Origin of the sequence: Halalkalicoccus jeotgali B3 (assembly GCF_000196895.1) — an archaeon.
Lineage (GTDB): Archaea > Halobacteriota > Halobacteria > Halobacteriales > Halalkalicoccaceae > Halalkalicoccus > Halalkalicoccus jeotgali.
This window is the reverse complement of the sequence record NC_014297.1, coordinates 1,199,053-1,222,433: the sequence shown is the minus strand read 5'-3', so window position 1 is coordinate 1,222,433 and position 23,381 is coordinate 1,199,053. Positions and strand designations below refer to the sequence as shown.

The following is a 23,381-nucleotide window of genomic DNA, read 5'->3' as shown; positions in this document are numbered from 1 at the left end:
GCGCATCGGGTCGGATCCGTAGCCGTGAACGTAATCGTCCACGGCGGTGCCGGGAGCACACCCGAGGATCCCGAATCGCGGCAGACGGTCCTCGACGAGGCCGCGAGAACGGGGACGGCGACCGCCTCGCCGGTCGAGGCAGTCTGCGGGGCCATCGCGGTTCTGGAGGAGTCACCCCGATTCAACGCCGGCATCGGCGGGGCGGTCCAGAGCGACGGGATCGTCAGGACCGACGCGGGGATCATGACCGGCCGCAGGGAGGCGGGCGCGGCCTGCTCGATGCCCAGCGTGACCCACGCGGTCGACGTCGCACGCGCAGTGATGGAGGAGACGCCCCACGTCCTCCTCTCGGGTGTTCACGCCGTCGACTTCGCCGCCGACCACGGGATCGAGGTCGAACAGGACCTCTGGTCTTCACGCACACGCGAACACTGGGACGATCTCGAACCACCGTCGGGCGGCCCACGAGAGCAGTTAGAGTGGGTGAAAGACCGTTTCGGTGAGAGCGCCGAGGATCCGGACGGCCGCGATATCGACGGGGATCCAAAGGACCACGATACGGTGGGTGCGGTCGCAAGCGACGGCGAGCACGTCGCGGCGGCGACGTCGACCGGCGGGCGCTGGCTCGCACTCGCGGGACGGGTCGGTGACGTCCCGCAGATCGGCGGCGGGTTTTACTGCACCCCGGCAGGCGGTGCGAGCGCCACGGGTGCGGGCGAGGACATCGCACGCGTGACCCTCTCGCGGCAGGCGGTCTCGTATCTCGAGGACGGCGCGAGCGCCCAAAACGCCGCCGACCGCGCTATCGGAGAGTTCGCCGACCTCACCGACTCGACTGCAGGGGTCATCGTCTGCGATCGGGCCGGTGAAACGGGCAGTGCCTACAACAGCGAGCTCATGCAAACGAAAGCCCTCACTCGGGACTGACGTCCCTCGTTCGCCCTTTTCATTTCCAGCCAGGCACCGCCGAGTCGCGGCGCGCAGTTACGCGCCGCTTCCGAGTCAGCCAGCCTTTCCCCGCCCTGCGAACGGGGTCGCCGGAGATGGCGATCCCGTTCGCGCCGGCCACCGCACCGCCGGCGACTCGCTACAGCGCCGGTCACCGCCGGAACCGCGCAACGCAAGGGCTTTGGATCGCTCGTCCGAAGCGCACCTATGCCAGACAGCCGGATCGAACTGGGAAGCGAGGCACACGAGAAGGTCCGCGAGGCCGGCGAGATCCTCGCGCAAGTCCGTGAGGAGACCGCAGACCGGGTGGAGGTCGGCGCGAGCCACCTCGACGTCGCGGAGTACGCCGAGGACCGTATCCGCGAACTCGGTGGGGAGCCGGCCTTTCCCGTCAACATCTCTATCGACGAGGAGGCCGCCCACGCGACCCCGAGTGCCGACGACGAGGCGACGTTCGGCGAGGAGATGATCAACCTCGACATCGGCGTTCACTGCGACGGCTGGCTGGCCGATACCGCGATCACCGTGGACCTCTCGGGCCACGACGACCTCGCGGCGGCCCCCGAGGAAGCGCTGGAGGCCGCGATCGAACTTGTCGAACCGGGCGTCGAGACCGGCGAACTCGGACGGATCATCGAGGAGACCATCGAGGGCTACGGGTTCAACCCCGTTGTCAACCTCTCGGGACACGGGCTTGGCCACTGGGACCAGCACACCGAACCGAGCATTCCCAATCGAGGGGTCTCCCAGAGCACGACTCTGGAAGTCGGCGACGTGGTCGCGATCGAACCGTTCGCGACCGACGGCAGCGGGAAGGTCACCGAGGGCAACGACGAGGAGATCTTCGCGCTCGACCGCGAGGGGTCGGTCCGCGACCGGGGCGCACGTGCGGCCCTCGAACAGATCACCGAGGAGTTTCGGACGCTCCCCTTTGCCGCTCGATGGCTCGATACCGACCGTCCGAAGATGGCGCTTCGCCGCCTGAAAACCCACGGGCTCGTCCACGGTTATCCGGTGCTCAAGGAGGGCGACGGCACACTGGTCAGTCAGAAAGAACACACCGTCATCGTCACCGAAGAGGGCTGTGAAGTGACGACGCGGGGCTGATCGACCCCACGACCCGGACGACGGGAGGGCCGTTCTCGACGCCCTCGGGTCGAATCGACCGAATCAGGCGTTGTTCATCCGCTGGCTCCGGCGAGTTCCACAGCCGAGACACCGCGTCAAACGGTAGGGTTCCCGCGAGTAGTGGTCCGTCTCGGGGTTCGATCCTTCGGTCCGTATCTCCAGCGAGACCGTGTGTTCGGTCTCGCGCTCGCAGTTCGAACAGCGCTCGAGCACCGTTTGGGGGGAGGGTTCTTTGGCGGCCATTACGATAGTACACCACCTAATCATAAAAAAATCTATCTTTTTTAGGTTGTTAATAATATAACTCGGGCGACGGACGGGCGTGCGACCGGGGACGGGTGCAACTAAGGAGTCCGATCACCGATTCGGAGCCATGGACCGGATGTTCGCCCCGTGGCGCATCGAGTGGGTCGAGCGCGACGCGCCCGACGAGGAGACCGGCTGTGTGTTCTGTGCGTTCGAGGCCGCAGAGGCCGACCGGGAGAACCGCGTCGTCGCCCGCAGCGACCGCGGGTTGGTCCTCCTGAACAACTACCCGTACAACCCCGGTCACGTGATGGTGATCCCCGCCCGCCACACCGGCGAATACGCGGGCCTCTCCGACGAGGAACTGCTAGATCACGCTCGATTGAAACGACGGACCTTCCGAGCGATGGAGACGGCGTTCTCGCCGGACGGGTTCAACGCGGGCTACAACCTCGGGCGGGGTGCGGGCGGTTCGATCGACGATCACCTCCACGCCCACGTCGTCCCGCGCTGGGAGGGTGATACGAACTTCATGCCGGTCATCGGGGAGACGAAGGTGATCGTCCAGGCCCTAGAGGAGACCTACGACCGGCTGTACGACGCGTTCGGGGGACTCGATGGGGCGGAAGCGAGCGACGATGGGGCCGTTCGGTTCGGATAGCCCGAAGGCCATATACCCGCCCGCTGTGAACGGCCGCTGTGAACCGGGCCGTGACGGTGCGCAGGGTCGGATTCCTGATTCTCGGGGTGAACCTGGGGCTCGTCGTCGCGAAAGCACTCGTCTGGTATCGGACGGGGAGTCTCGCGATCGGGTCGGAGGCCGTAAACAGCCTCACGGACGCGATCTACAGTGCTGTCGTTCTCGCGGGGCTGTACCTGACGACCCAGCCCCCCGATGTCGATCACCCACACGGCCATGAGCGCATCGAGCCGCTGGTGTCGCTCTTCATCGCCATGGCGATCTTCGCCGCCGGCGGGGCGATCCTCTGGGGAGCCGCCCGAGCGCTGTACGCCGGGGAGATCGCGGTCGCGACCGGTCCCGCCGCCGCCGTCGTCCTCGTCGGGGCCGGTGCCGCGAAACTCGGACTCTACCGATATTGTCTCCGGGTCGGGAACGACTACAACTCGCCGGCGCTCGTCGCGGCCGGACTGGACAGCAGAAACGACGTCCTGACCGTCGGTGCCGCGCTGATCGGCGTCCTCGGTGCGCGTGCGGGCTATCCGGTTCTGGATCCGCTGGCCGCCGCCGTCGTCTCGCTGGGCGTCTTCTATACCGGCTGGGAGGTCCTCAGGGACAACGTCGACTACCTCATCGGACGTGCCCCGCCCGAGAACCTCCACGCCGAGATCGTCAAGCGGACCATCGCCCACCCCGACGTCGAGGGCGTCCACGACGTGGTCGCCCACTACGTCGGCCCCGAGATCGACGTCTCCGTCCACATCGAGGTCGAGGGGGATCGAACCCTGCTCGAAGCCCACGGGATCGAAACCGAGATCGTTCGGGCGGTACGCGAGCTGCCCGAGGTCGACGACGTGTTCGTCCACATCGACCCGAAGGAACTCGGCGAGTGGAAAGAGGACGAGACGGCCGACCGACTGCTAGAGTTCGACAGCGAGGGCGAAGGCTGATATCCCGCCCGATGGCCGTTCGAGGGGCATGCCGGGCCAAGGTTTGAGGGGGAGCGATGCGTTCGGGAGGGCGTGATCGTGCCACGACTCGCCGGGTTGTTCGCGAGGTACGCCGCGCTTCTCGACAACGTCGCGACGTTCCTCCTGACGGTCGCGTTGGCGTACGCCCTCGGTCGGTTTCTCGTCGAACCCGCTGCTGGCTACCTGATGGAACTTCGGGGCACGGAACCGACGCTCCGGCGGGGGCTCCAGCGGGTGCTCGCGGTCGCCGTGGTCGTCGCGAGCGTCGTCGCCGGACTGTGGGTCGCCGGACTGGGGTACCTGTTGGATCGCTCGGCGATCGTCGTCGCGGCGCTGACGGTCGCACTCGGGTTTGCCGCCCAGGACGTCGTCGGCAACGTCGTCAGCGGCGCCTTCATCGTCACGGATCCGAAGTTCAACATCGGCGACTGGATCCGCTGGGAGGGTGGCGAGGGGACCATCGAGGACATCGATTTCCGGGCGACCCGGGTGCGCACGTTCGACAACGAGGTCGTCACCGTCCCGAACGCCGCGCTCACGACCACGACCGTCGTCAACCCCGTGTTGAACGACCGGCTGCGGATCGACCTCCCGCTCGAACTCGGTCACGACGCCGATCTCGATACCGCCGTCGCGGTGCTCGTGAGCGCGGCCGAGGACCACCCCGACGTACTCGACGCTCCCGAGCCATCGGTCAGGATCACCAGCGTCGACGAGAGGGTTCGACTCTCCGCGCGGATCTGGATCGCGGATCCGACGCGCGCGTCGTTCGCCAGGGTGCGCTCGGAGTACGCCCGCGAGATCGCAACCCGGCTTCCCGAAGCCGGAATCGAACTGGGAGATGGCGGACCGACGGAACTCGACGGGGAGGTGGGTGTCGAACTGCGCGACGTACCGAGAGACCGGTTCTCGGGAGGAAAAGAACGTTAGACCGGCTTTCCGAACGCGTACATCGTCTGGCTCGCGGTGATCTCGGCCTCGAAGAAGTCACCGGGCTCGATCCCGTACTCGGAGGCGTTCTGGACGATCACCTGTCTGTACGCCGGATCGCGACACTTCACCGAATCGCCGGTGCCCGGTTGTACGCACAGCACCTCGCACGTGTCCCCGACCATCCCCTCGTAGACCTCGCCGACGATTTCTCTCTTTGCCTCGCTCATCGCCTTCGAGCGCTCCTTCTTGATCGTCCCGCCGAGGCCCTTCATATCGGCAGCGTCCGTTTTGGGCCGCTTCGAAAAGCGCGTGACGTTGACCTTCTCGGGGCGGATCTCGCGTAGGAGATCCATACTCAGTTCGTGGTCCGCTTCGGTTTCGGTCGGAAAGCCGACGATGAAGTCCGTCGAGAGTGTCCAGTGGTCCAGTTCCCGATCGAAGGTCTTGACGATCTCCCTGAACTTCTCGACCTTGTGTTGGCGGCGCATTTCCTCCAATACCTCGTCGCTGCCCGACTGGACCGGGGCGTGGATGAAGTCATACAGCTTCTCGTTTTCGGCGAAGACCTCGGCGAGTTCCTCGTGGATGCCGTGGATCCCGCCGGGGTTAGCCATGCCCAGCCGCACGCGGAACTCGCCCTCGATGGCACAGATCCGCGAGAGCAGTTCGGGGAGCGAACGCTCCCCGTCGTCCCAGCCGTAGACGCCGGTGTCCTGGCCCGTGATCCGCAGTTCCTTCGCGCCGGCGTGGACCAGCGCGCGGGCCTTCTCGACGTTTGCCTCGATCGTCGGGGAGTCTACCCGTCCAGTAGCGTGCTTGGTGATACAGTACGAGCAGTTCGACATACAGCCTCGGGCGATGGGGAGGATGCCGACCACGCCCTCTAAAACGGGCTCGACGCCCGGCCCGGGGGTCGGACACTCGCCGTTGAGCGCGGCTTGGGGCACCTCGTCCCAGTGCATCACGCGGGCGTCGACGTCGGAAAAGGCCTCGCTCTGGGCGAGCGCCATACAGCCGGTGACGATGAGGTCCGTGGTTTCCTCTTCTAGTTCCTTGGCTCGCCGCAGCATGTTCGTCTCGGTCTTCTCGACGACGGTACAGGTGTTGAGGATGGCGACGTCCGCCTCCGCGGGACCCGCCGCCCGGTAGTGGCCGGCGTCGCGCAGCGCGCTCTCGATCGCGCGGCTCTCACCCCGATTGGAGGTGCAGCCGTAGGTCTCGATGTGGTACCGGGCCATACCCGAGAGAGCGCCTCGGGGGCCAAAAGCACGACGGATCGGGCGACGTCAGTCGTCCGAACCGCTCCCCGAACCGAACAGGCGCTCACGGATCGACCGGGACGTCGGGCGCTCGGCCAGCAGCACGGACCGGTCGAGTTCGTCGATCACGTCGTAGGCGAGCGAACCGCGCACGAGCCGCGAGAGCAGGCCCCGCTCGGTTGCACCGATAACGACGAGATCGTGGTCCTCGGCCGCCCGAGCGATCGCCCCCTCGACCTCACCCGACTCGTCGATCAGGATCTCGGCGTCGGCGAGGCCGTGGCTCTCCGCCCACTCGGTGAGGAACGCCTCGCCCTCGACCCGTTCTTCCGGCCCATCGACGACGTACAGCAGCGAGACGGTCGAGTCGACCTCGTCGCGAAGCGTCCGGGCGACCTCGGCGCTCAGGTCGGAATCGGGCCCGCCCGCCGTGGGTACGAGGACGCGTTCGACGCCGAACCCGCGGTCTTTCAGGACGAGGAAATCACACGGCAGGTCGTGGGCGAGTTCGTCGAAGGCGCTCTCGGCGCGCCCCGGCGACCAGTGGGCGTTCTCGCTCCAGCCCATGATCGTCATGTCGGCCTCGTAGGTCCGGGCGGCCTCGAAGACCTCCTCGAACCCGCGATGGGAGACGAGGGTGTGGGTCTCGACTGGCACGCCGAAGGTCTCTGCATCCTCGCGGGCCCGATCGAGCAGCGTCTCCGAGTCCGCGTCGAGATCGGCCATGTGGTCCGTGGCGGCCGATAGGGGGACCTGATCGGGCACCTGCACGATGTGGACCGCGTGGACGGCTCCCCCGTTTGCCTTCGCGAGCGTGCTGGCGAGCGTGATCAGGTGCTGTTCGGTCCGCGGGTTCGCAAGCGGGACCATCACCCGGTAGTCGGCGGCCTCGGGTTTGACGCTTTCCGCGGCCGAGACGGCCGCGTCGGGCATCGCCTCCGAGCGCGAGCGGACGTACTCCGAAAGAACCCCCTCGGATTCGGTCTTGCTCCGGGCGTACAGTAGGTACCAGAGGGCCGCAAAAACGACGAACACCGCACAGAGGACGATCACGGTAGGTTCGATGAAACCGATCAGGGCAAACGAGAGCACGGCTCCGACTATGGGCGTGATCGGGTATAACGGGACGGTGAAATCGGGATCGTACTCGGGGGGGCGGGCCTCGCGCATGACGATCAGCGCGACGTTCAACAGCCCGTAGACCACTAGATGAAGCACGCTGCTGGCCGTCGAGAGCAACTCGAGGTTGCCGAAGACGATAAACAGAACGATCAACCCCCCGGTGATCGCGATCGAGCGATACGGTGTCCCGAACTTCCCGTGGATCTCGTTCAGCGCCGGGCTGACGAGCCTGTCGCGTCCCATCGCGAAGTTGATCCGCGACGAGGAGAGGATCGAGGCGTTCGCCGAGGATGCCGTCGCGAGCAGGCCGCCGAGCAACATCGCGCCCGCGCCGAGCGGGCCGATGAGGATCTCCGCGACCTGCACCACGGCGGTATCGTTGCCGGCGACGATCTCGTTTGGCACCGCCGCGAGCACCACCACCAACACCAGCGCGTAGATCGTGGTCACGACGACGACGCTGCCCACGATGGCGATCGGGAGGTTCCTCCCGGGGTTCTTGATCTCCTCTGCGACGGAGGTGATCTGGACGAAGCCGAGATACGAGACGAAGATCAGGCCCGTAACGGGCAACAGCGCCGAAAAGCCCTCCGGGGCGATCGGCCGCAGCGTCTGGAGGTCGGCGTTGAACACGCCAAAGAGGGTAAACACCGCGAGGATCAGGACCAGAACGCCGACGATGACGTTCTGGAGTTTGCCGGTCTCCTTGGCGCCGACGTAGTTGACGGTGGTGAAAAACGTCGCGCCGAGCAGCGCGATGATCTCCGGACCCGCAAGCGCGAGCGGGCCGAGCGATATCCCGGGGACGGCGACGAACGCGGCGACGTACTCGCCGAAGCCGAACATGTAGAAGGCAGAAGCGAAGGTCAGCCCGATCCAGTTGCCCCAGCCCGCGATCGAGCCGAAGAGCGGCCCGAGCGCACGGTTGATATAGAAGTACGCCCCACCCGCTTTCGGCATCGCCGTGCCGAGTTCGCTGGCCGAAAGGGCGGTAAACAGCGCAATGACGCCACCGAGGACGAACGACGCGGCCGCCAGCGGGCCGGCATCGCTGACCGCCACCCCCGGGAGGACGAAAATGCCCGCGCCGATCATCGTCCCGATACCGATGGTGAGCGCCGACAGAAGTCCGAGGTCCTTCGCGAGTTCTTCGTCAGCCATTATCGGTCGCGCCTGCCGACGGTGGGCTGGCCCGTCCTGTCGCGATCCCGATCCGTATGACTCGGAGGGTATGACATGGCCCTTCTTTTCGAGGAGGCTCCTTAACACGTTCGAAGGCGGCCAAGCGCCACCCGGCGGGGGTCGAGGTCAGCCGTCGAACCCCTCGACCAGCGCGACCCCCGAGGAGGCGCCGATCCGCTCGGCACCGGCCGCAAGCATCGTCCGTGCGGTCTCGTAGTCGCCGATCCCGCCGCTTGCTTTCACAGGGAGGTACTCCGCGAGGATTTCGACGGCCTCGACGCTCGCCCCGCCCTCGGCGAACCCGGTCGAGGTCTTGAGCATGGCGGCGTCGGCCTCGACGGCAAGTTCGGCCGCCCGCCTGAGTTCGGCCTCGTCGAGTTCGCTGGCTTCGACGATCACCTTCACCGGGACCGGCACCGCGGCGACGATCTCGGCGAGCTCGTCGTGGAACCGTTCGTCCTCCCCGCCCAGGAGCCGTCCCCGATTACAGACCACGTCGAGTTCGTCCGCGCCCGCCTTCCAGGCCTCGACGGCCTCCTTTCGCTTCGCCCCGGGCGAGTTCTGGCCGTGGGGGAACCCGACGACGGTCACGAGCGTGACCTCGCCGTACTCGGCGGCGTCCTCGACGTAACACGGCGGAATACAGGCGTTCATCCCGTATTCGGCGGCCTCCTCGACGGTTCCCCGGACGTCCTCGCGGGTCGTCTCCGGCCCGAGGACGGTGTGATCGATGGCCGCAGCGAACTCCGTTCGTTCCATCAGCGGTGGATGGTGGCGAGGGACTAAATACCACGGGGAATCGTATCGCAATGCTTTCCGTTTCACGCCGAGAGGTCCGCGTATGGTCCTGCCCGACGGCTTTTCGTTGCCCCCGCTCTCATATCTCCTCGTCTTGCTCGTGGCGGCGGCGGCGGTCGCGACGGCGCTGTGGCGGCGGCGACCACCCGTCCGGGAGGCGACGGTGCTGGCGTTCGTCCCGTGGATGGTCGCCGGTGCGGCGTGTCACGTCCTCGAAGTGATCGAGGCCGTTCCCCCCGCCTTCGCGCCCTTGCTGGGGACCCCGAGCGTCTACGTCAGCACGTTCGTCCTCGCGGGGGCGATCTGGACGGTCACGGACGACCGGTTCCTCGCACTCGCGGGCACGCTCGCGGCGCTGTTGGCGGTCGGGGCAGCCTTCGGCGTCGGCTACGGGCGCGGAACGATCACACCCTACTGGCCGCTCGTCGCGCTCGTGCTCTCGATCGTCCTCGCGGCGGGGACGTGGGGGCTGTTTCGGCGTGCGCTCCCGGGCGTCGCGGCGACGACCGGTGTGGCCGGCGCGCTGGTCGTCCTCGCACACGCCCTTGACGGGATCTCGACGGCCGTGGGAATCGACGTACTCGAGGTCACCGAACGCTCGCCCCTGCCGCGGGCAATCATGGGGGTCGCCGAGGGACTTCCCACCGCCGAAACCATCGGCGTCGGGTGGCTGTTCGTCCTCGTAAAACTCGCATTGGCCTGCGTGATTGTCTGGCTCATGGCCGAGTACGTCGAGGACGAACCGAACGAGGGCTTTCTGTTGCTCGCGCTGATCGCCGCCGTCGGGTTCGGTCCCGGCGTCCACAACCTGCTGTTGTTCGCGGTCGGGGGCTGAGGACCGCACGGCTTTTGTCCGGCCCCCGAGACTCGCGCGTATGGCGAAACAGCCACATCTGCTGGTAGAGGAGGGCGACCTCAACGATATCGCGCTGATTCCCGGCGATCCCGGTCGCGTCGACCGGATCGCCGGCCTCTGTGAGTCTTCCGAGGTCGTCGCCGAGAACCGCGAGTACAAACTCGTCAACGCGACCTACGAGGGGACCGACCTGACCATCTGCTCGACGGGGATCGGCTGTCCCTCCGCGGCCATCGCGATCGAGGAACTCGAGCGAGTAGGAGTGGAGACGGTGATCCGCGTGGGCACGACGGGTGCCCTGCAGAACGACATCGAGATCGGCGACATGATCGTCGCGACGGGTGCCGCGAAGGACGAGGGGACCTCGAAGCGCTACGAGTCGGTCACCTACCCCGCCGTCCCCGATTTCGAGGTGCTCTCGGCGCTGGTCGACGGTGCGGAGGGCCGGGGCGAGGCGGTCCACGTCGGCCCGATCGCCTCCGATGACGCCTTCTACGCCGAAACCGACGAGTACGTCGAGGGCTGGGAGCGGGCGGGGATCCTTTCCGTCGAGATGGAAGCCGCCGCCGTCTTCACCCTCGCGCGGCGCAAGGGGATGCGTGCGGGTGCGATCTGTACCGTCGACGGCAACCTCGTCGAGGGGACCCAGAAGGGCGAGACCGACGACGAGGAACTGCCTGAAAAGGCGAAAGACAACGTCGAGCGCGCCATCGGTATCAGCCTCGACGCCGTCCTCGCGCTCTCGTAGCGCCGGATCGTTTTATCTCGCTTGCGGGCGTGTCATCTCGCATGGACGTCAGCAGGGGATTTATGCTGGTCGTGATCGGCGCGTTCGGGACGCTGTCGCTTGCGATCGTCTGGCCCTTCCGCCAGTACGTGCTGTTGGCGGTGCTGATCGCGTACCTGCTCACGCCGGTCTATCGCCGGCTGGTACCCGTCACCGGCGAGACGGGGGGTGCGCTGGCGTTGATGGGGGCTGCGACCGGCGTGGTGATCCTGCCGTTTGCGGCGTTGCTATCGGTCGTCGCGAGCGACGCGCTCGATCTGGCCCAGCGTCTGAGCGACAGCGACATCGACCTCGAGGAAGTCGAGAGCGTCATCGCCGCCTCGACGGGCCGAGAGGTCGACCTCTCGACGACGCTCGGCACCGCCGGCGAGAACTTCGCGGGCGTGCTCGTCGGGAACGCCTCGGATCTGGTCGGCGTGTTCACCCACGCCCTGATCGGGATCACCCTCTCGGCGTTCCTCCTGTTTTTCTTCCTGCGGGACGGCCGGTACTTCACCGAGTGGCTCTTCGAGGTCACGCCGCTTCCCGACGTCGTGCTGGGCGAACTGGCCACGAACGTCGACGACCTCATGTGGGCGGTGCTCGTGGGCCACGTCCTCGTCTCGGCGATCCAGGGCCTGCTCGCGGGGATTGGACTGGCCGTGACCGGGATTCCCAACGCAGTCTTCTGGACGGTCGCGATGATGTTGCTGGCGCTGTTGCCGGTCGTCGGTGCGTTTCTCGTCTGGGGGCCGGCGGCGGTCTATCTGGTCGCGCTGGGCGATCCAGTCGCGGGCGGCGGGCTGTTTCTCTACGGGATGACGGTCGTGGGCCTCTCGGACAACTACCTGCGGTCGATCCTCGTCGATCGGCGGGCCCAACTCAACCCCGCGACGATCATGCTCGGGGTCGTCGGCGGGCTCTACCTGCTCGGCGTGATGGGACTGTTCTTCGGGCCGGTGATCGTCGGCTCGTTCAAGATCGCCATCGAGACCTTCGATACGTACTACGTCGACCGGTGACGCAAGGCCGCATTTTATCCGGCGGGCGCGTTCAGGGGCGGTATGAACGTGCGACGGGGGTTCTTGCTCGGGCTGATCGCGTTGCTGCTCGCGGTGTCGTTCGCGATGGTCCAGCCGTTCCTCCAGTACCTCCTGTTGGCGCTGTTACTCGCGTTCGTCCTCCACCCGCTCCACGAGCGTCTCGAACCGAAGGTGGGCGGACAGCTCTCGGCAGCGATCCTGATCGTCGGCTCGTTGATCGCGTTCGTCATCCCCTTCGTCGTGGTCGGCGCGACCGTCGCCGGCGACGCGATGGCACTCGCCCAGCAACTCCAGAGCGGCGGGGTAAGCGGGTTCGGCCTCGGCCAAGTCGAGGCGCTAATTCAGCAGTACACCGGCTTCCAGATCGATCTTGCCTCCCGGGTAAGCGCGTACGCCGAACAGGCCGCAGGGATCGTCGCGGGGAGCGCCCCCGGCGTGTTCGGCACGATCTCACATGCGTTCGTCGGCCTCGGCCTCGGGCTGTTCGTGCTGTACTACCTGTTGAAGGACGGGAGCAAGCTGATGGGGTGGCTCAGGGAGACGCTGCCGCTCCCGTCGACGGTCCAGGACGAGTTGTACGCCTCGCTCAACGAGATCACGTGGGCGGTGTTGCTCGGCCACGTGCTGGTCGCGATCGTCCAGGGAGCGATCGCCGGGATCGGCCTGTTCGTCGTCGGCATCCCGAACGCCACGCTGTGGACGTTCATCATGATCGTCCTCTCGCTGATCCCGATAATCGGGTCCTTCCTCGTCTGGGGGCCCGCGGCGATCTACCTCGTCGCGACCGGTCAGACAGTCTTCGGCGTCGGGTTGTTGCTCTACGGGACGATCATCGTCAACGCGACGGACAACTTCCTCCGACCCATCGTCGTCGACCGCCACGCGAAGATCAACCCCAGCATCATCATCATCGGCGTGATCGGCGGGGTCTACCTGATCGGCTTTATGGGGCTGTTCGTCGGCCCCGTGATCGTCGGTGCGCTGAAGGTCGTCCTCGAGATCTTCGACGAGCACTACGAGGCGCTCTAACGGTCACGGTCGCCGAGCAGCCTGTCGGCGACGTCCTCGGTGTCGTCCCGTCCCAGCGCGGACTGGACCATGAGCCGGCCGCCGATGGTCGCGGGGCTGATGACGGCGTCGGCCCCGGCGCGTCTGAGTTTCGGGACGTTCTCCCGGTCGGTCGCCGCCGAGACGATACGGACGTCGGGGCGAAGCTGTCTGACGGTCAGCACCGTCAGGGCGTCCTCGGCGTCCGTGTCGGTCGCGACGACGACCGCCCGAGCCCGGTCGAGGCCGGCGCGCTCGATGGTCTCCTCGTCGCTTGGATCACCCCGGAGCACGAGGAGATCGCGCTCGCCAAGCCGGTCGGCGCGCTCGTCGTGTTCGGTAACGACGACGAAGGGTGCGCGCGATTCGAGTTCCTGCAGGATCGGCTCGGTGAGTTCGCCGTAGCCGAGAACCAGTACGTGATCGTCCAGTGAAGCGAGTTCTGCGTCGTTCATTCTTCCGAGTGCGGCCGCAAAGCGGGCTTCGATGACGGGACTGAGCAAGGCACCGAGCGCGACCGCGAAGCTCGCGGTCCCGACCAACAGCACCGACATCCCGAACAGCCGGGCTTGCTGGGTGAGGGGGGTCGCGTCGCCGTAGCCGACGGTGCTTGCGGTTACGAGCGTGAAGTAAAAAGCGTCGAGGATCGTCTCGACCTCGCCGAACTCCTCGCGCAGCGCGTAGGTGCCGAGCGTGCCGTAGGCCTGTGCGCCGACGAGCGCGAGGCCGGCGGCGATCTGGGTGTTCGTGAGTTCGAGTTCGCGGTCGAAGCGCGCGCGGTTCGCAAGCAGGTTCGGCATCGCAAGCGCGGAAACGAGTATGAGCGGAATCGAGAGCACGCTCGACTGGAGCAATCCCTGGATCGCGGTCATCGGCAACAACACGGCCGTCGACCACCACGCGACCCGAAGCCGAGTGCGAAGGCCGTAGGCCGAGAGCAACATCAGAAAGCCGGTCATCGCGCCGGTAAATCCGGCGGTACGGTGGACGATCTCCGGGATGGCGATCCAATCGTCGAGCAGTCCGACCGCGGGAGCGCTGATGTTCGCGATCCCGGTGACGATCGAGAGAACGGCGACGGTCCCCGTCAGCACGACCGTCAGGTGTGTCCCGATCAGCCCCCGTCGTTCGCCCCACTCCATACATCCATTCGCCGGGTGGGCGTTATAGACCTCCCGTGTTCGGCTCCCTCTCAGGCGGTCGATTCGGGCAATCGGGCGAGGACGCGCTCCTCGAAGACCGACGAGTAGCGCATCAGGGTCGTCCCGAGGATGCTCATCACGAGGACGTAGCCGACCGCAAAGGCCTGAATCGTCGCCGCGACCGGTTCGGGGATCGTTAGGCCCGCGCCGCCGGCGGCGACGGTCGCGATGATCAGCGAAAACTCCCCGCGGGTGACCATGCCGAGCCCGACGCGGGTCGACCGACGCTCGTCGAGACCGTAGATCCGCCCGGCGAGAAAGCCACTGGCGAGCTTCGTGGGTGTCGTTACGAGGACTGCAAGCGCGACCAACCCGGCGACCCCCGGAAACAGCGAGGGATCGGTCACGAGGCCGATCCAGAAGAAAAAGACGGCGGCGAAGACGTCCCGGATCGACTCGAGGTTGTGCTCGATCTCGTCGACGTAGTCGGTGGCGCTAAAGGCCATTCCGATGAAGAAGGCCGCGACGGCCTCGCTCACGCCCGCCGCGAGTGCCGCCCCCGCGACGAGGACGGTGATCCCGACCGCCCGCAGGACGAAGAACTCGTTCGACTGGGTGTGGAGTGCCCGCTCGAACCACGAGGTGCCGAAGTAGACCACGAGGAGCAACGCGAGGATGAACCCGAGCGCGAGACCGACCGAGCCGAGCGCCTCGCTCAGGCCGCCCCCGCCCAGCACCAGCGCCGAGACGACCGCCAGATAGACCGCGATGAAGAGGTCCTCGTAGACGAGCGTCCCGAGCATTGGGTCGCTCTCGCGGTTGGCGATCCAGCCCAGATCGATCAGCGACTTGGTGATGATCGCCGACGAGGAGATGTAGACGATCCCGGCGACCAGCAGGGCCGAAAGGAGCGTCCCGAAGACGAGATACCCGAGTACGAGTCCGGCCCCGAAGTTGATCAGGAGATCGACGGTGCCGGCCCGGCCGATCCGGTGTTTGCTTTCGAGGAGCCGGTCGAGGTTGAACTCCAATCCGAGGAAAAACAGCAAGAAGACGATCCCGAGTTCCGCGCCGACCGCGACGAAGGTCGTCTCCTCGACGAAGGGAAGGCCGGCCCGGCCGAGGACGTTCGGTCCCAGCACCATCCCGGTGAGGATGTAAAAGGGGATGACCGACTGGTCGATCCGGCTCGCGAGGACGCCCGCGCCGGCGACCGCCGCGAACATGACCCCGACCTCGAGCAGGTGGTTCTCTGCGGCCATTCTACATCCGACGGGGACGTCGCTCGCTCGACCGACGATACATACCTACCCGATGTGAGGGACCGGAGAATAGCCTTTCCATCCGCGCGAGGGTTCTACCTTTATACGGCCGAAGCCAGAAGGCGCTGTATGGACGTCTCGGAAACCGATCTCCCAGGGGTTGGCAAGCGCTTCGAGGTCGCCCTCGAGGAGGGGGGTGTCGCGGTCGTCGTCATCCACAACAGCGGCCGACGCGAACTGTTCTATCGGGAATCGCCCGACGCCGACGGGGAGGAACTGCTCGATCTGACGGATCGGGAATCGCGGGTGGTGGGGTCGATCCTCGAGGGGGCGTTCTTCCAGCCGGTTCGGACAGAATCCCCGGAGGCGACGCTGGGAGAGGACGTCATCCTCGAGTGGTACACCCTCGACGACGAGGACCCCATCGTCGGGGAGCCCCTCGAAGAGAGCGACATCCGCGGGCGGACCGGCGCGACGATCATCGCCGTCGAGCGCGGCGAGGAGGTCTTTCCCAGCCCCGAGGCCGACTTCACGCTCCGGGCGGGCGACGTCGCCGTCGCGGTCGGTACCCGGGAGAACCAGCGCCGGCTTGAGGAGCTGCTGGCGTAGCCGACAGGCCTATGGTCGGTCGCCGGGTGCGCCCTGTATGCCGGAGTCCCTTCTCGCACAGGTACTCGTCGGCCTGTATCTCGGCGTTCTGACCGGGGTGTTGCCGGCGTTCGTCTCGTGGGCGCTCGGGTTCTCGTTTCGGTACGTGACCGGCGTGACCGTCCCCGGGCTCGGGGTCGTCGTCGTCGCGGCGGCGATCGCCGGCCTCTCGGGGGGGCTGCTCGGCCTGCTCGATCCCGCGATCTCGGAGACGCCAGTCGGGATCGTCGCCGCGCTGGTCGTGTTGATGGCCTCCTTCTGGGCGCATAATCAGGGCGATAAGATGGGCGAGGTGTTCCCGCGTCGCATCACCCTCGATTCGATCCGCAGGCGAACCATCGCCGCGGACGCCGTCGAGCGGGTCGGTCGCTTCGGGCGGGTCCACGCGACGGTCAAGGGCGTCGAGGACGTCGAGGGGTATCCGCCCCTCCCATCGGGCCTGCGCGAGAAACTCGAGGGCGAACGGTTCTCCCTGCCCGCCGACCTGCCGCTTTCGGAACTCGAAACGCGGATCCGCGACCGCCTGCTGTCGTCGTACGACCTCGAGACGGTCGACGTCTCGCTGGATCGCCGGGCGAATGCGACGGTCACCGCCGCACCCGCCCTGGGGGGTTTCTCCCGACGGGTCCCTGCCGGCCAGCGTGCGGTCTCGGTCGACGCGCTGGTTCCCGAGGGGATCGACCGGGGCGACAGCGCCGTCCTCTGGTTTCCCGAGCGGACCGTCGAGGGACAGGTCCTCGGCGTCGGTGACGGGAACGAGGACGAGGAGACGCCTGCGCGACGACTGACCGTCGCCGTCTCGCCGGCCGACGTCGAGGCAGTCCTCGGCGACTCCGAGGTGCGGGTCGGCGTCCGCGGGGAGGCGAACGGTCGGGACCTGCTCGGCCGGTTGAAGGCGGCCGGGTTCCGGGTGCGGACGGTCCCGGTCGGGCGCGCGCGGACGCTCGATCCCGGCGAACTCCGCGCCGAGACCGGCGCCCAACTGATCGCGGTCCGTGGAACCGGCGGCGTTCGGGTGCCGAGCGCATCGCTCGAGGTAGCCGACGACGAGGAGTTGCTCGCGGTCGGAACGCCAGAAACGCTTCGCGGTCTCCGGGAGGTGCTCGCGTGAGCGAGCGCCCCGAGCGAACGCGAGTACGCCGGGTCCTCGATTTGGGGGGGATCACGTGAGCGCGCTCTCGGCGCTGCAGGTCGAAATCGCCGCCGCGCTCTCGGTCGCCGTCCGGACGCTCGCGCTCGCGGCGCTCGCAGGCGCGGTGACAGCGACGGCCGCGGCGGGTTACCGGCTGTACGCCCGCGAAACGATGCCGGCGCGCCTCGGGATTCTGGTCGGACTGAGCGCGGTCGCGATCTGGCTCAACACCGTCGTCGCGCTGACCCAGTACGTCGACGCCGGGACGGACCCGCTGGCTCCCGTCCGAGCGGTGCGAAACGTCCTCGTGTTCGCCGCGAGCGCGGGGGCGGCGGAGCTGGGTCGTCGAGCAGGCGATCGGCTCGCGGCGAACTCCTCGGTGCTAGCGGGGGCGCGCTCGGTCGAGGGGGAGGTTAGCCCGCTGGTCAAGGCCGTCGGGCGCGTGCTCACCGTGACGCTGCCGACGACGGTCGAGGACGCACCGGGCTACGAGCCGGTCTCGAAGGACACCAAGGAGACGCTGGCGGGGGCGACGTTCGTCTTCCCGCGGGGACTGACCGTCGCGGAACTGCGCGAGCGCCTCGAAAGTCGACTCGGGGACGACTACGGGATCGGCCACGTCGACTGCGAGATCAGCACGGATGGAACGGTATCGAGCCTCGCGGTCGGGCTACGGGCCTCGGGGCTCGGACCACGGCTCGCGCCCGGGACCGTCGCACTCGCGATCCGCGCCGATCCGGCACCCGACGCGAGCCCTGGCGACGCGATCGAACTCTGGTGTGAGGGCCACCGGATCGCGACGGGCGAACTCCGGGACGCGACCGAAACGGTCGCGACCGTGGCACTCGATTCGGACGATACGCCCCTCGCGCCCGAGGAGTACCGGCTGGTGACGCTCGCGGAAGGAAACGGCGCCGAACGGGCCGCAAGAGCGCTGTTCAGGTCCGCGGTGACGAAACGTCGTGTGGACGCCGAGCTCGCGGGTCGTCGAGTGGCCGAATTCGATCGGGTCGTACTGGGGATCAAGGGGGCCGACTTCGAGGTGCTGCCCGATCCCCGGCGGCGGCTGGAAAACGAGGAGGTGGTCTACGTGCTGGATCAGGCCGTCAGGGTGTAGGTCTCGCCGTCGCGGTCGACGAACCCCTCGCTCGATAGCGTATCGAGGACGGGGAACAGCGCGAGTTGCTTCATTCCCAGCGAGGACTGCAGTTCCTCGATGGTCGCTTCGCCGGCGGTGTGCAGGTAGAGGTAGACGAGCTTCGAGCCGGTCGATTCTATCTCGGTCGGGAGTTCGGTGCGGTCGTGGGTGAGTGTCGTCGCGCTCATACCCAACTGCTGTCTGTCATCCAATATAAACCTAGTCCATATATCGGATAATGCGTAAGTGTGTTATATAATGGCATAATGTACGATGGTGACGTGTGACGAGGCGACGAGCGGAACCCTCATTCGGACCGAGGGACCATAGCGGGTATGGAGTGGAAACTCTTCGCCGACCTGGCCGAATTGGCCGGCGGGAAACGGGTCGCCGTCGACGCCGGGCCCGGCGATACCGTCGGGGAGGCGCTGGCGGCGCTGCTCGACTCCCAGCCGGCGCTCGAAGAGCGCGTACTCGACGGGGAAGGCCAACTGGCAGAACACATCAACCTGCTTCACAACGGATCGAACGTCTTCATTCAGGGGGCGGGACTGGACACCGAGCTCGAATCGGGCGACGAGCTCGCGCTCTTTCCCCCAGTTAGCGGCGGGTCCGGTCGGCGGTCAGGTCGGCCGCGAACACGAAATCGGGCTCTTCGGAGGCCCCGGCCCGGAGGTAGGCCGCATCGGAGACGTAGCCCGTGGTCTCGGGGATCCACACCCGCGTGCGGTCGGCACCGACCTCGGCGGCGTCTCGGGCGATCGCGGCGAACAACGCCCGTCCCGCCTCGAGGTCGTCCCAGGTGCCGATTCCGTACTCGGCATAGCGCTCTGTCCCGTCCTCGTGTTCGTGCTCGTAGTCGCGTACCCGGTAGCTCATCGCCCGGAGTCCGTCCTCACACACCACGAGGACCGCGGTCTCGTCGGCCGCCCGCCGGAGGTTCTCGCGGGTGAGCTCCGAGACCGCCCACGTCTCCTCGCGATCGAGCGCGAGCCCGCCCAGCCGGCTGCGGGCGTCGCTGTCGGTCCAGGCGTGCCACGCGGCGTCGGGCTCGTCCGTAACCGTGAGGCCGGGCTCGGCGTCGGGGTCCGGTTCGGGCGTGGCCCAGCGGAGCTCCGCCGCGGGGTCGAAACCGATCTTCCGCGTGAGCCCCAGACTGGGGACGTTCCACGAGAACACCATGCTGCGGGCGACGAGCGCCCCCTGATCGCGCGCCCACTCGAACAGGGCGTGGGTGAGCCGGCTGGCGACTCCCCGGCCGCGATACGCCGGGTTCACGCGCATCCCTTGGCACCACGCCTCCGTTTCCGAAAGCATCACACACTGGGCGATCCCGGCGATCTCCGATCCGGCGTCGGCCACGAGGGTGCGGTTGTCGCCCTCGATCCACTCGGGGTAGATCCCGGGCAGGTAGTCGCCGGCCTCCCGGTCGGGCCAGGTGTCCCGGGTGAAGGCGGCGACCGCCTCGTGGTCTTCCAGTCGGGCGTCCCTCAGTTCCATGGCACCGAGCGCTCGGTGAGCTCGCCCGCGACCGAGGTCCCCATCGCCTCCTCGACCGCCCCGGCCGAGTCGGCGTTCGCGAGCGCCCACATGAGCTTGACCTTCGCGGTGCCGGGCAGGGTGTCGCCGGCCTCGATCACGCCCGCCGAAAGCAGATCGCGTCCAGTGTCATAGACCCGGTCACAGACCCGCCCTTCGAGACACTGGCTGGTCATTACGACGGGTGTCCCCGACTCGACGAGTTCGGCGATCCGGGGGATCCAGTCGGTGTGGACGTGCCCCAGCCCGGTGCCCTCGATCACGAGGCCCGCACTGTCCTCGTAGGGGGACAGCGCTTCGGGACCCATCCCGGGGGTGTACTTCAAGAGCTCGACGTCGGCTTCGAGGGCGGGTGAGAGCGCGAGCGCTCGGTCGCCTCGTGCCACGTGCTCGCCCCGGATCGTGAGTTCGCGGCTCTCGTAGTCGACCTCGGCGAGCGGGTTTCGTCCGACGGTCTCGAAGGCGTCCCTTCGGGAAGTGTGATTCTTCCTGACTCGGGTCCCGCGATGCAGCGCACAGCGGTCGTCCGACTCGGTGGCGTGCATACAGACGAGCACCTCCGCGAGGTCGCTTTTGGCGGCCTCGACCGCACAGACCGCGTTCATGACGTTGTCGGAGGAGGGCCGATCCGCCGAACGCTGACTGCCGGTGAAGACCACCGGAACCGGAGTGTCGAGCATGAACGCGAGCGCCGACGCAGAGAACTGCATCGTGTCGGTACCGTGCATGACGACGACGCCGTCCGCGCCGGCCTCGATCTCCTCGTAGACCGCCTCGGCGAGTTCCCGCCAGATGTCGGGCGTCATGTTCTCCGAGAGGATGTTCGCTACGACCCGCCCGCGGTAGTTCGCCAGGCCGGCCAGGTCCGGCACCGCCCGGAGGACGTCCTCGGCGTCGAACTGCGCCGTGACCGCCCCGGTACGGTAATCGACTGTCGAGGCGATCGTTCCCCCAGTGCTGATCAGCGAGACGGTCGGGAGGTCCTCGTCGAAGGCGACCTCGCTGTCGCCGTCGCTCTCGGTCCCGATCTCGTGGACGCCCGATTCGAGCGTCTCGACGTCCGCCCCGTCGCGGGAGATCCCGACGTTGTACCCGCCGTCGAGCTTGAGTACGAGGTGGTCCTCGTTCGAGGAGGGCAGGAGGACGCCCTCGTAAGTCGTTTCGGCCCGCCGTGCTCGGACCCGGTCGCCTGCGTTCATACGGAGCGATTCCCGGCGATCGGACTTCAATCCACCCGTTTGGCCGACCCCGCCGAAAGGTCCTTGCTCCTGCGAACGGGAGGAAGAGTATGGCCGAGCGAACCGACCAGTTGACCGAAGCCCGCTCGGCGGACCACGAACTCGACCTCGAGGAGCCGCCCTCGCGGACCGGCCGGGTCCGCAAGCGTGCCGGGACGCTGTTCTCCCCGAAACGGTTCCTGTTCGCGCTCGCGCTGATCGTCGCCGGGACGCTGGTCGGCGGGGTCGTTCCCGTCGCCGGCGGGATCATCGGGGCGTTCGTCGGGGCCTTTCTCGTCGGCGTCGCGAGCCGACACCGCCCGATGATCGAGACGGGAGTGGCCGGCGCGGCAGTGGTGGGACTCTCGACGGCGTTCGATTACCTCCCGTGGCTCGTCGGCGGGAACGGACGGACGATCGCGGCGCTGGGACTGGCAGTCGGGTTCGTCGTCTGTACGCTCGGCGCGTACTTCGGGGCCGACCTGCGCGACGGGCTGACCCGCGAGATCTAATCGAGCGCCCAACCGGTTTCCGTGCGCGCGACGACGCCGTGATCCGCGAGCACCGAGAGGGCGTCCTCCGCGACCGGCGGGGGCAACTCCGCCTCGCGGGCGATCGTCTCCGTATCGGTCGCCCCGTCATCGAGCGCCGACAGAACGGCCGCGTACAGGCGGCTGTTTTCGGCGTCACCGATCGCCTCGCTGATGCGCTCGTGGGCCTCGGCGATCCGGCCCTGCACCCAGCGCTGGGCCAAGGAGAGTTCGTCTTCGAGTTCCTCTAAGGTCCGGAGTTCCCCCGCCAGATCGCAGACGTCGCCCCCGTCGGTGGCGGTGACGTTGATCGACAGGTGCGAACAGGAACTGGTCATGTCGAGGCTCGAACTCGCAGGATAGGCGCTCTTCGAGGCGAACCCGTAGGGAGAAACGCTCACTTCGAGCCGGAGGTTGCGCGCGATGTGGAAGTATTTGCGGCGTCTGTCGTCGGTGCGGCTCTCGACTAGCCCCGCTTCCTCTAACTTCCGGAGGTGGTCGATCACCGCCTTCGGGCTGACGCCGAGGTACTCGGAGATCTCCGTGACGTAGCAGGGCTTTTGTGAGAGAAGTCGGAGGATCCGCCGTCGGTTTTCGTTACCGAGGAGATCCAGCAACGCCGCGGAGTCCATCTATCTGACGCTATGCGATGGGAACGGAAAAGGGTGTCTCCCCGTGAGTTCAGCGCCTCACAGCCGATCGGTCGAGACGCTCGAACGCCCGTGAGGCACCCCACACTGAGAGCACCGAGAGCAGAAGAGTCCCGAAAACGAGCGCAAGCCCCGGTTCGTACCGAAGCGGCGGGTGGTTCCCCAGAACGTAATCGAAGATATCGTTGGCCAAGAGGAGCGCGAGCGCGAGTAAGAGCGCGCCCCGCGTCGTCGTCCCGTAGTGGGGTATCAGGTACGCCTCGAGGACAAACGCCGAATGCGTGAGGACGATGAACCAGTAGTCGTACAGATCGGGGAAGTACTCCCAGAAGCCCAGGTTGAGCGCGAGAACGGTCCACAGACCGTACTTGACGAGCCAGACGAACGCCAGCGTGTGGAGATACGCGAGCGCGAGGTTGTGAGGGACCTCATCGAGCGAGCGCCCGAGGGTCGAAAGCAGCGTCACCAGCGAGAGCGTCGCGAGAAACAGTGCCGCAGGCGAATCCAGATAGAGGGGCCACAGGAACGTAGACATCGAGGGCATCGTCTCGACGTAGAAGCGAACCCCGACAAGCATCGCGAGGGCGTTGAGGCCGACGAGCCAGCACAGACTCGGGGCGTTCTCCAGATAGTAGCGGGCGTACCGCCGCGGGATCATCGTCCGTGAGCGCGGGCCCCACGGCCAAAGCGCTGGCGTTGTCCCCGCAGTGCGGTTCGACATAAACATGTCGCAAAAGCGTTATATACTGCCACCTCTAACGTGCTACCGTATAGCATGTTTGAGACATTCTCCCGAAGCTACTACGTCGGCCGGTTGTTCGTCGAGCCCTACGACGGGGACCGGGCGGTGTTGCGCCGCGATCACCACGAGCTGGTCAACGAGCAGCTCTATGCCACCGGCGAGGGCGTAGAACGGCTCGACCTCCCGCTCGTGATGAAGCTCTCCCAACAGCACTTCGCGGTTCACGGCGACGACGGCGTCCCCGAACGCACCCTGTTGGTCCCCCGCGACGGGCTCGATCCCGGCTACGTCGATACGCTCCCGGCCCCCCGCGAGGTGCTGCTCGCGAAAGCGGATCGCGCCTCTCAACTGCTGGAGATCGTTTCCCCCGAACGGGCCGGAAGATAAAAGCCGACCCGCCGCC

General features: G+C 67.1%; 25 protein-coding genes and 1 pseudogene. 15 read left to right on the top strand and 11 right to left on the bottom strand.

The features are described from left to right. Positions 1-24 precede the first annotated feature (24 nt). Both HACJB3_RS06305 and map read left to right on the top strand, forming a co-directional pair. Positions 25-927, top strand: coding sequence for an isoaspartyl peptidase/L-asparaginase (locus HACJB3_RS06305; RefSeq protein ID WP_008414933.1), 903 nt, complete (start codon positions 25-27; stop codon positions 925-927). 228 nt (positions 928-1,155) lie between these two features. Further along, the gene (gene map, locus HACJB3_RS06300) at positions 1,156-2,055 is read left to right on the top strand and encodes a type II methionyl aminopeptidase (RefSeq protein ID WP_008414931.1); all 900 of its coding nucleotides are present in this window, start codon (positions 1,156-1,158) and stop codon (positions 2,053-2,055) included. Positions 2,056-2,118: 63 nt separating this feature from the next. Here the strand turns inward: map and HACJB3_RS06295 are convergent, their stop codons facing one another. Next, positions 2,119-2,319 (bottom strand): DUF7835 family putative zinc beta-ribbon protein, encoded by a 201-nt coding sequence (locus HACJB3_RS06295; protein WP_008414929.1) that lies wholly within the window; start codon positions 2,317-2,319, stop codon positions 2,119-2,121. A 130-nt stretch (positions 2,320-2,449) separates the two neighbouring features. Between HACJB3_RS06295 and HACJB3_RS06290 the strand changes: the two genes are divergently transcribed. From HACJB3_RS06290 to HACJB3_RS06280, 3 genes are all read left to right on the top strand, one after another. After that, entirely contained in the window at positions 2,450-2,983 is a 534-nt protein-coding gene (locus HACJB3_RS06290; RefSeq protein ID WP_008414927.1) for an HIT family protein, read from the top strand. 38 nt (positions 2,984-3,021) lie between these two features. After that, positions 3,022-3,951, top strand: coding sequence for a cation diffusion facilitator family transporter (locus HACJB3_RS06285; RefSeq protein ID WP_008414926.1), 930 nt, complete (start codon positions 3,022-3,024; stop codon positions 3,949-3,951). Positions 3,952-4,029: 78 nt separating this feature from the next. Then, positions 4,030-4,902 (top strand): mechanosensitive ion channel family protein, encoded by an 873-nt coding sequence (locus HACJB3_RS06280; protein ID WP_238532843.1) that lies wholly within the window; start codon positions 4,030-4,032, stop codon positions 4,900-4,902. On the opposite strand, the gene HACJB3_RS06275 is transcribed toward HACJB3_RS06280, so the two are convergent. The 3 genes from HACJB3_RS06275 to deoC form a co-directional block, all read right to left on the bottom strand. Further along, on the bottom strand, positions 4,899-6,143 hold the full coding sequence (locus tag HACJB3_RS06275; protein ID WP_008414924.1) for a tRNA (N(6)-L-threonylcarbamoyladenosine(37)-C(2))-methylthiotransferase: 1,245 nt from the start codon (positions 6,141-6,143) through the stop codon (positions 4,899-4,901). The genes HACJB3_RS06280 and HACJB3_RS06275 overlap by 4 nt on opposite strands. 48 nt (positions 6,144-6,191) lie before the next feature. Next, positions 6,192-8,447, bottom strand: coding sequence for an amino acid permease (locus HACJB3_RS06270; RefSeq protein WP_008414923.1), 2,256 nt, complete (start codon positions 8,445-8,447; stop codon positions 6,192-6,194). Between the two features lie 147 nt (positions 8,448-8,594). Beyond that, a complete protein-coding gene (gene deoC / locus HACJB3_RS06265; protein ID WP_008414922.1) occupies positions 8,595-9,227 on the bottom strand; it encodes a deoxyribose-phosphate aldolase in 633 nt (210 codons plus the stop codon). 82 nt (positions 9,228-9,309) lie between these two features. Between deoC and HACJB3_RS06260 the strand changes: the two genes are divergently transcribed. From HACJB3_RS06260 to HACJB3_RS06245, 4 genes are read left to right on the top strand one after another with little or no spacing between them, the layout of a single operon-like run. Then, on the top strand, positions 9,310-10,101 hold the full coding sequence (locus tag HACJB3_RS06260) for a DUF63 family protein (protein ID WP_008414921.1): 792 nt from the start codon (positions 9,310-9,312) through the stop codon (positions 10,099-10,101). Positions 10,102-10,141: 40 nt separating this feature from the next. Continuing rightward, positions 10,142-10,870: a nucleoside phosphorylase gene (locus HACJB3_RS06255; protein ID WP_008414920.1), complete on the top strand. Its 729-nt coding sequence runs from the start codon at positions 10,142-10,144 to the stop codon at positions 10,868-10,870. 41 nt (positions 10,871-10,911) lie between these two features. Further along, on the top strand, positions 10,912-11,910 hold the full coding sequence (locus tag HACJB3_RS06250; RefSeq protein WP_238532842.1) for an AI-2E family transporter: 999 nt from the start codon (positions 10,912-10,914) through the stop codon (positions 11,908-11,910). A 42-nt stretch (positions 11,911-11,952) separates the two neighbouring features. After that, entirely contained in the window at positions 11,953-12,960 is a 1,008-nt protein-coding gene (locus HACJB3_RS06245) for an AI-2E family transporter (RefSeq protein WP_008414918.1), read from the top strand. On the opposite strand, the gene HACJB3_RS06240 is transcribed toward HACJB3_RS06245, so the two are convergent. Together HACJB3_RS06240 and HACJB3_RS06235 are read right to left on the bottom strand one after the other, a co-directional pair. Further along, on the bottom strand, positions 12,957-14,120 hold the full coding sequence (locus tag HACJB3_RS06240) for an NAD-binding protein (protein ID WP_008414917.1): 1,164 nt from the start codon (positions 14,118-14,120) through the stop codon (positions 12,957-12,959). The genes HACJB3_RS06245 and HACJB3_RS06240 overlap by 4 nt on opposite strands. Positions 14,121-14,170: 50 nt before the next feature. After that, entirely contained in the window at positions 14,171-15,382 is a 1,212-nt protein-coding gene (locus HACJB3_RS06235; RefSeq protein ID WP_008414916.1) for a cation:proton antiporter, read from the bottom strand. Positions 15,383-15,511: 129 nt separating this feature from the next. On the opposite strand from HACJB3_RS06235, the gene HACJB3_RS06230 reads away from it, so the two are divergent. The 3 genes from HACJB3_RS06230 to HACJB3_RS06220 are packed head-to-tail and all read left to right on the top strand — an operon-like array spanning position 15,512 to position 18,279. Beyond that, positions 15,512-15,991, top strand: a complete 480-nt coding sequence (locus HACJB3_RS06230; protein WP_008414914.1) for a cation:proton antiporter regulatory subunit — start codon at positions 15,512-15,514, stop codon at positions 15,989-15,991. 37 nt (positions 15,992-16,028) lie between these two features. Further along, entirely contained in the window at positions 16,029-17,141 is a 1,113-nt protein-coding gene (locus HACJB3_RS06225) for a hypothetical protein (protein ID WP_008414913.1), read from the top strand. A gap of 55 nt (positions 17,142-17,196) precedes the next feature. After that, a complete protein-coding gene (locus HACJB3_RS06220; protein ID WP_008414911.1) occupies positions 17,197-18,279 on the top strand; it encodes a hypothetical protein in 1,083 nt (360 codons plus the stop codon). On the opposite strand, the gene HACJB3_RS06215 is transcribed toward HACJB3_RS06220, so the two are convergent. Then, entirely contained in the window at positions 18,261-18,488 is a 228-nt protein-coding gene (locus HACJB3_RS06215) for a TrmB family transcriptional regulator (RefSeq protein WP_008414909.1), read from the bottom strand. The two genes, HACJB3_RS06220 and HACJB3_RS06215, sit on opposite strands and share 19 nt — an antisense overlap. 147 nt (positions 18,489-18,635) lie before the next feature. On the opposite strand from HACJB3_RS06215, the pseudogene HACJB3_RS20645 reads away from it, so the two are divergent. Further along, positions 18,636-18,911: pseudogene (locus HACJB3_RS20645) on the top strand (ubiquitin-like small modifier protein 1); the annotation flags it as partial. Here HACJB3_RS20645 and HACJB3_RS20640 read toward each other — a convergent pair. After that, a complete protein-coding gene (locus HACJB3_RS20640; RefSeq protein ID WP_008414905.1) occupies positions 18,901-19,800 on the bottom strand; it encodes a GNAT family N-acetyltransferase in 900 nt (299 codons plus the stop codon). The pseudogene HACJB3_RS20645 and the gene HACJB3_RS20640 overlap by 11 nt on opposite strands. Continuing rightward, complete coding sequence (gene gatD / locus HACJB3_RS06200; protein ID WP_008414903.1) at positions 19,791-21,038, bottom strand: Glu-tRNA(Gln) amidotransferase subunit GatD; 1,248 nt, start codon at positions 21,036-21,038, stop codon at positions 19,791-19,793. Before gatD ends, HACJB3_RS20640 begins: the two co-directional genes overlap by 10 nt. Before the next feature lie 89 nt (positions 21,039-21,127). Here gatD and HACJB3_RS06195 point away from each other — a divergent pair, with 89 nt between their 5' ends. Then, positions 21,128-21,568 (top strand): hypothetical protein, encoded by a 441-nt coding sequence (locus HACJB3_RS06195; protein WP_008414900.1) that lies wholly within the window; start codon positions 21,128-21,130, stop codon positions 21,566-21,568. On the opposite strand, the gene HACJB3_RS06190 is transcribed toward HACJB3_RS06195, so the two are convergent. Then, positions 21,565-22,218, bottom strand: coding sequence for an ArsR/SmtB family transcription factor (locus tag HACJB3_RS06190; RefSeq protein ID WP_008414898.1), 654 nt, complete (start codon positions 22,216-22,218; stop codon positions 21,565-21,567). The two genes, HACJB3_RS06195 and HACJB3_RS06190, sit on opposite strands and share 4 nt — an antisense overlap. 49 nt (positions 22,219-22,267) lie before the next feature. Continuing rightward, positions 22,268-22,894 carry a DUF1405 domain-containing protein gene (locus HACJB3_RS06185; RefSeq protein WP_008414897.1) on the bottom strand — a complete coding sequence of 209 codons (627 nt, stop codon included), beginning with the start codon at positions 22,892-22,894 and terminating at the stop codon, positions 22,268-22,270. Between the two features lie 117 nt (positions 22,895-23,011). On the opposite strand from HACJB3_RS06185, the gene HACJB3_RS06180 reads away from it, so the two are divergent. Beyond that, positions 23,012-23,365 (top strand): DUF5802 family protein, encoded by a 354-nt coding sequence (locus HACJB3_RS06180; protein WP_008414895.1) that lies wholly within the window; start codon positions 23,012-23,014, stop codon positions 23,363-23,365. Positions 23,366-23,381 lie beyond the last annotated feature (16 nt).

Coding starts and splice junctions, on each gene's coding strand:
- HACJB3_RS06185 (WP_008414897.1), bottom strand. CDS start 22,894: ATGATCCCGCGGCGGTACGCCCGCTACTATCTGGAGAACGCCCCGAGT.
- HACJB3_RS06235 (WP_008414916.1), bottom strand. CDS start 15,382: ATGGCCGCAGAGAACCACCTGCTCGAGGTCGGGGTCATGTTCGCGGCG.
- HACJB3_RS06195 (WP_008414900.1), top strand. CDS start 21,128: ATGGCCGAGCGAACCGACCAGTTGACCGAAGCCCGCTCGGCGGACCAC.
- HACJB3_RS06240 (WP_008414917.1), bottom strand. CDS start 14,120: ATGGAGTGGGGCGAACGACGGGGGCTGATCGGGACACACCTGACGGTC.
- map (WP_008414931.1), top strand. CDS start 1,156: ATGCCAGACAGCCGGATCGAACTGGGAAGCGAGGCACACGAGAAGGTC.
- HACJB3_RS06250 (WP_238532842.1), top strand. CDS start 10,912: ATGGACGTCAGCAGGGGATTTATGCTGGTCGTGATCGGCGCGTTCGGG.
- HACJB3_RS06215 (WP_008414909.1), bottom strand. CDS start 18,488: ATGAGCGCGACGACACTCACCCACGACCGCACCGAACTCCCGACCGAG.
- HACJB3_RS06255 (WP_008414920.1), top strand. CDS start 10,142: ATGGCGAAACAGCCACATCTGCTGGTAGAGGAGGGCGACCTCAACGAT.
- HACJB3_RS06190 (WP_008414898.1), bottom strand. CDS start 22,218: ATGGACTCCGCGGCGTTGCTGGATCTCCTCGGTAACGAAAACCGACGG.
- HACJB3_RS06275 (WP_008414924.1), bottom strand. CDS start 6,143: ATGGCCCGGTACCACATCGAGACCTACGGCTGCACCTCCAATCGGGGT.
- HACJB3_RS06230 (WP_008414914.1), top strand. CDS start 15,512: ATGGACGTCTCGGAAACCGATCTCCCAGGGGTTGGCAAGCGCTTCGAG.
- HACJB3_RS06260 (WP_008414921.1), top strand. CDS start 9,310: ATGGTCCTGCCCGACGGCTTTTCGTTGCCCCCGCTCTCATATCTCCTC.
- deoC (WP_008414922.1), bottom strand. CDS start 9,227: ATGGAACGAACGGAGTTCGCTGCGGCCATCGATCACACCGTCCTCGGG.
- HACJB3_RS20640 (WP_008414905.1), bottom strand. CDS start 19,800: ATGGAACTGAGGGACGCCCGACTGGAAGACCACGAGGCGGTCGCCGCC.
- HACJB3_RS06225 (WP_008414913.1), top strand. CDS start 16,029: ATGCCGGAGTCCCTTCTCGCACAGGTACTCGTCGGCCTGTATCTCGGC.
- HACJB3_RS06290 (WP_008414927.1), top strand. CDS start 2,450: ATGGACCGGATGTTCGCCCCGTGGCGCATCGAGTGGGTCGAGCGCGAC.
- HACJB3_RS06270 (WP_008414923.1), bottom strand. CDS start 8,447: ATGGCTGACGAAGAACTCGCGAAGGACCTCGGACTTCTGTCGGCGCTC.
- HACJB3_RS06245 (WP_008414918.1), top strand. CDS start 11,953: ATGAACGTGCGACGGGGGTTCTTGCTCGGGCTGATCGCGTTGCTGCTC.
- HACJB3_RS06295 (WP_008414929.1), bottom strand. CDS start 2,319: ATGGCCGCCAAAGAACCCTCCCCCCAAACGGTGCTCGAGCGCTGTTCG.
- HACJB3_RS06180 (WP_008414895.1), top strand. CDS start 23,012: ATGTTTGAGACATTCTCCCGAAGCTACTACGTCGGCCGGTTGTTCGTC.
- gatD (WP_008414903.1), bottom strand. CDS start 21,038: ATGAACGCAGGCGACCGGGTCCGAGCACGGCGGGCCGAAACGACTTAC.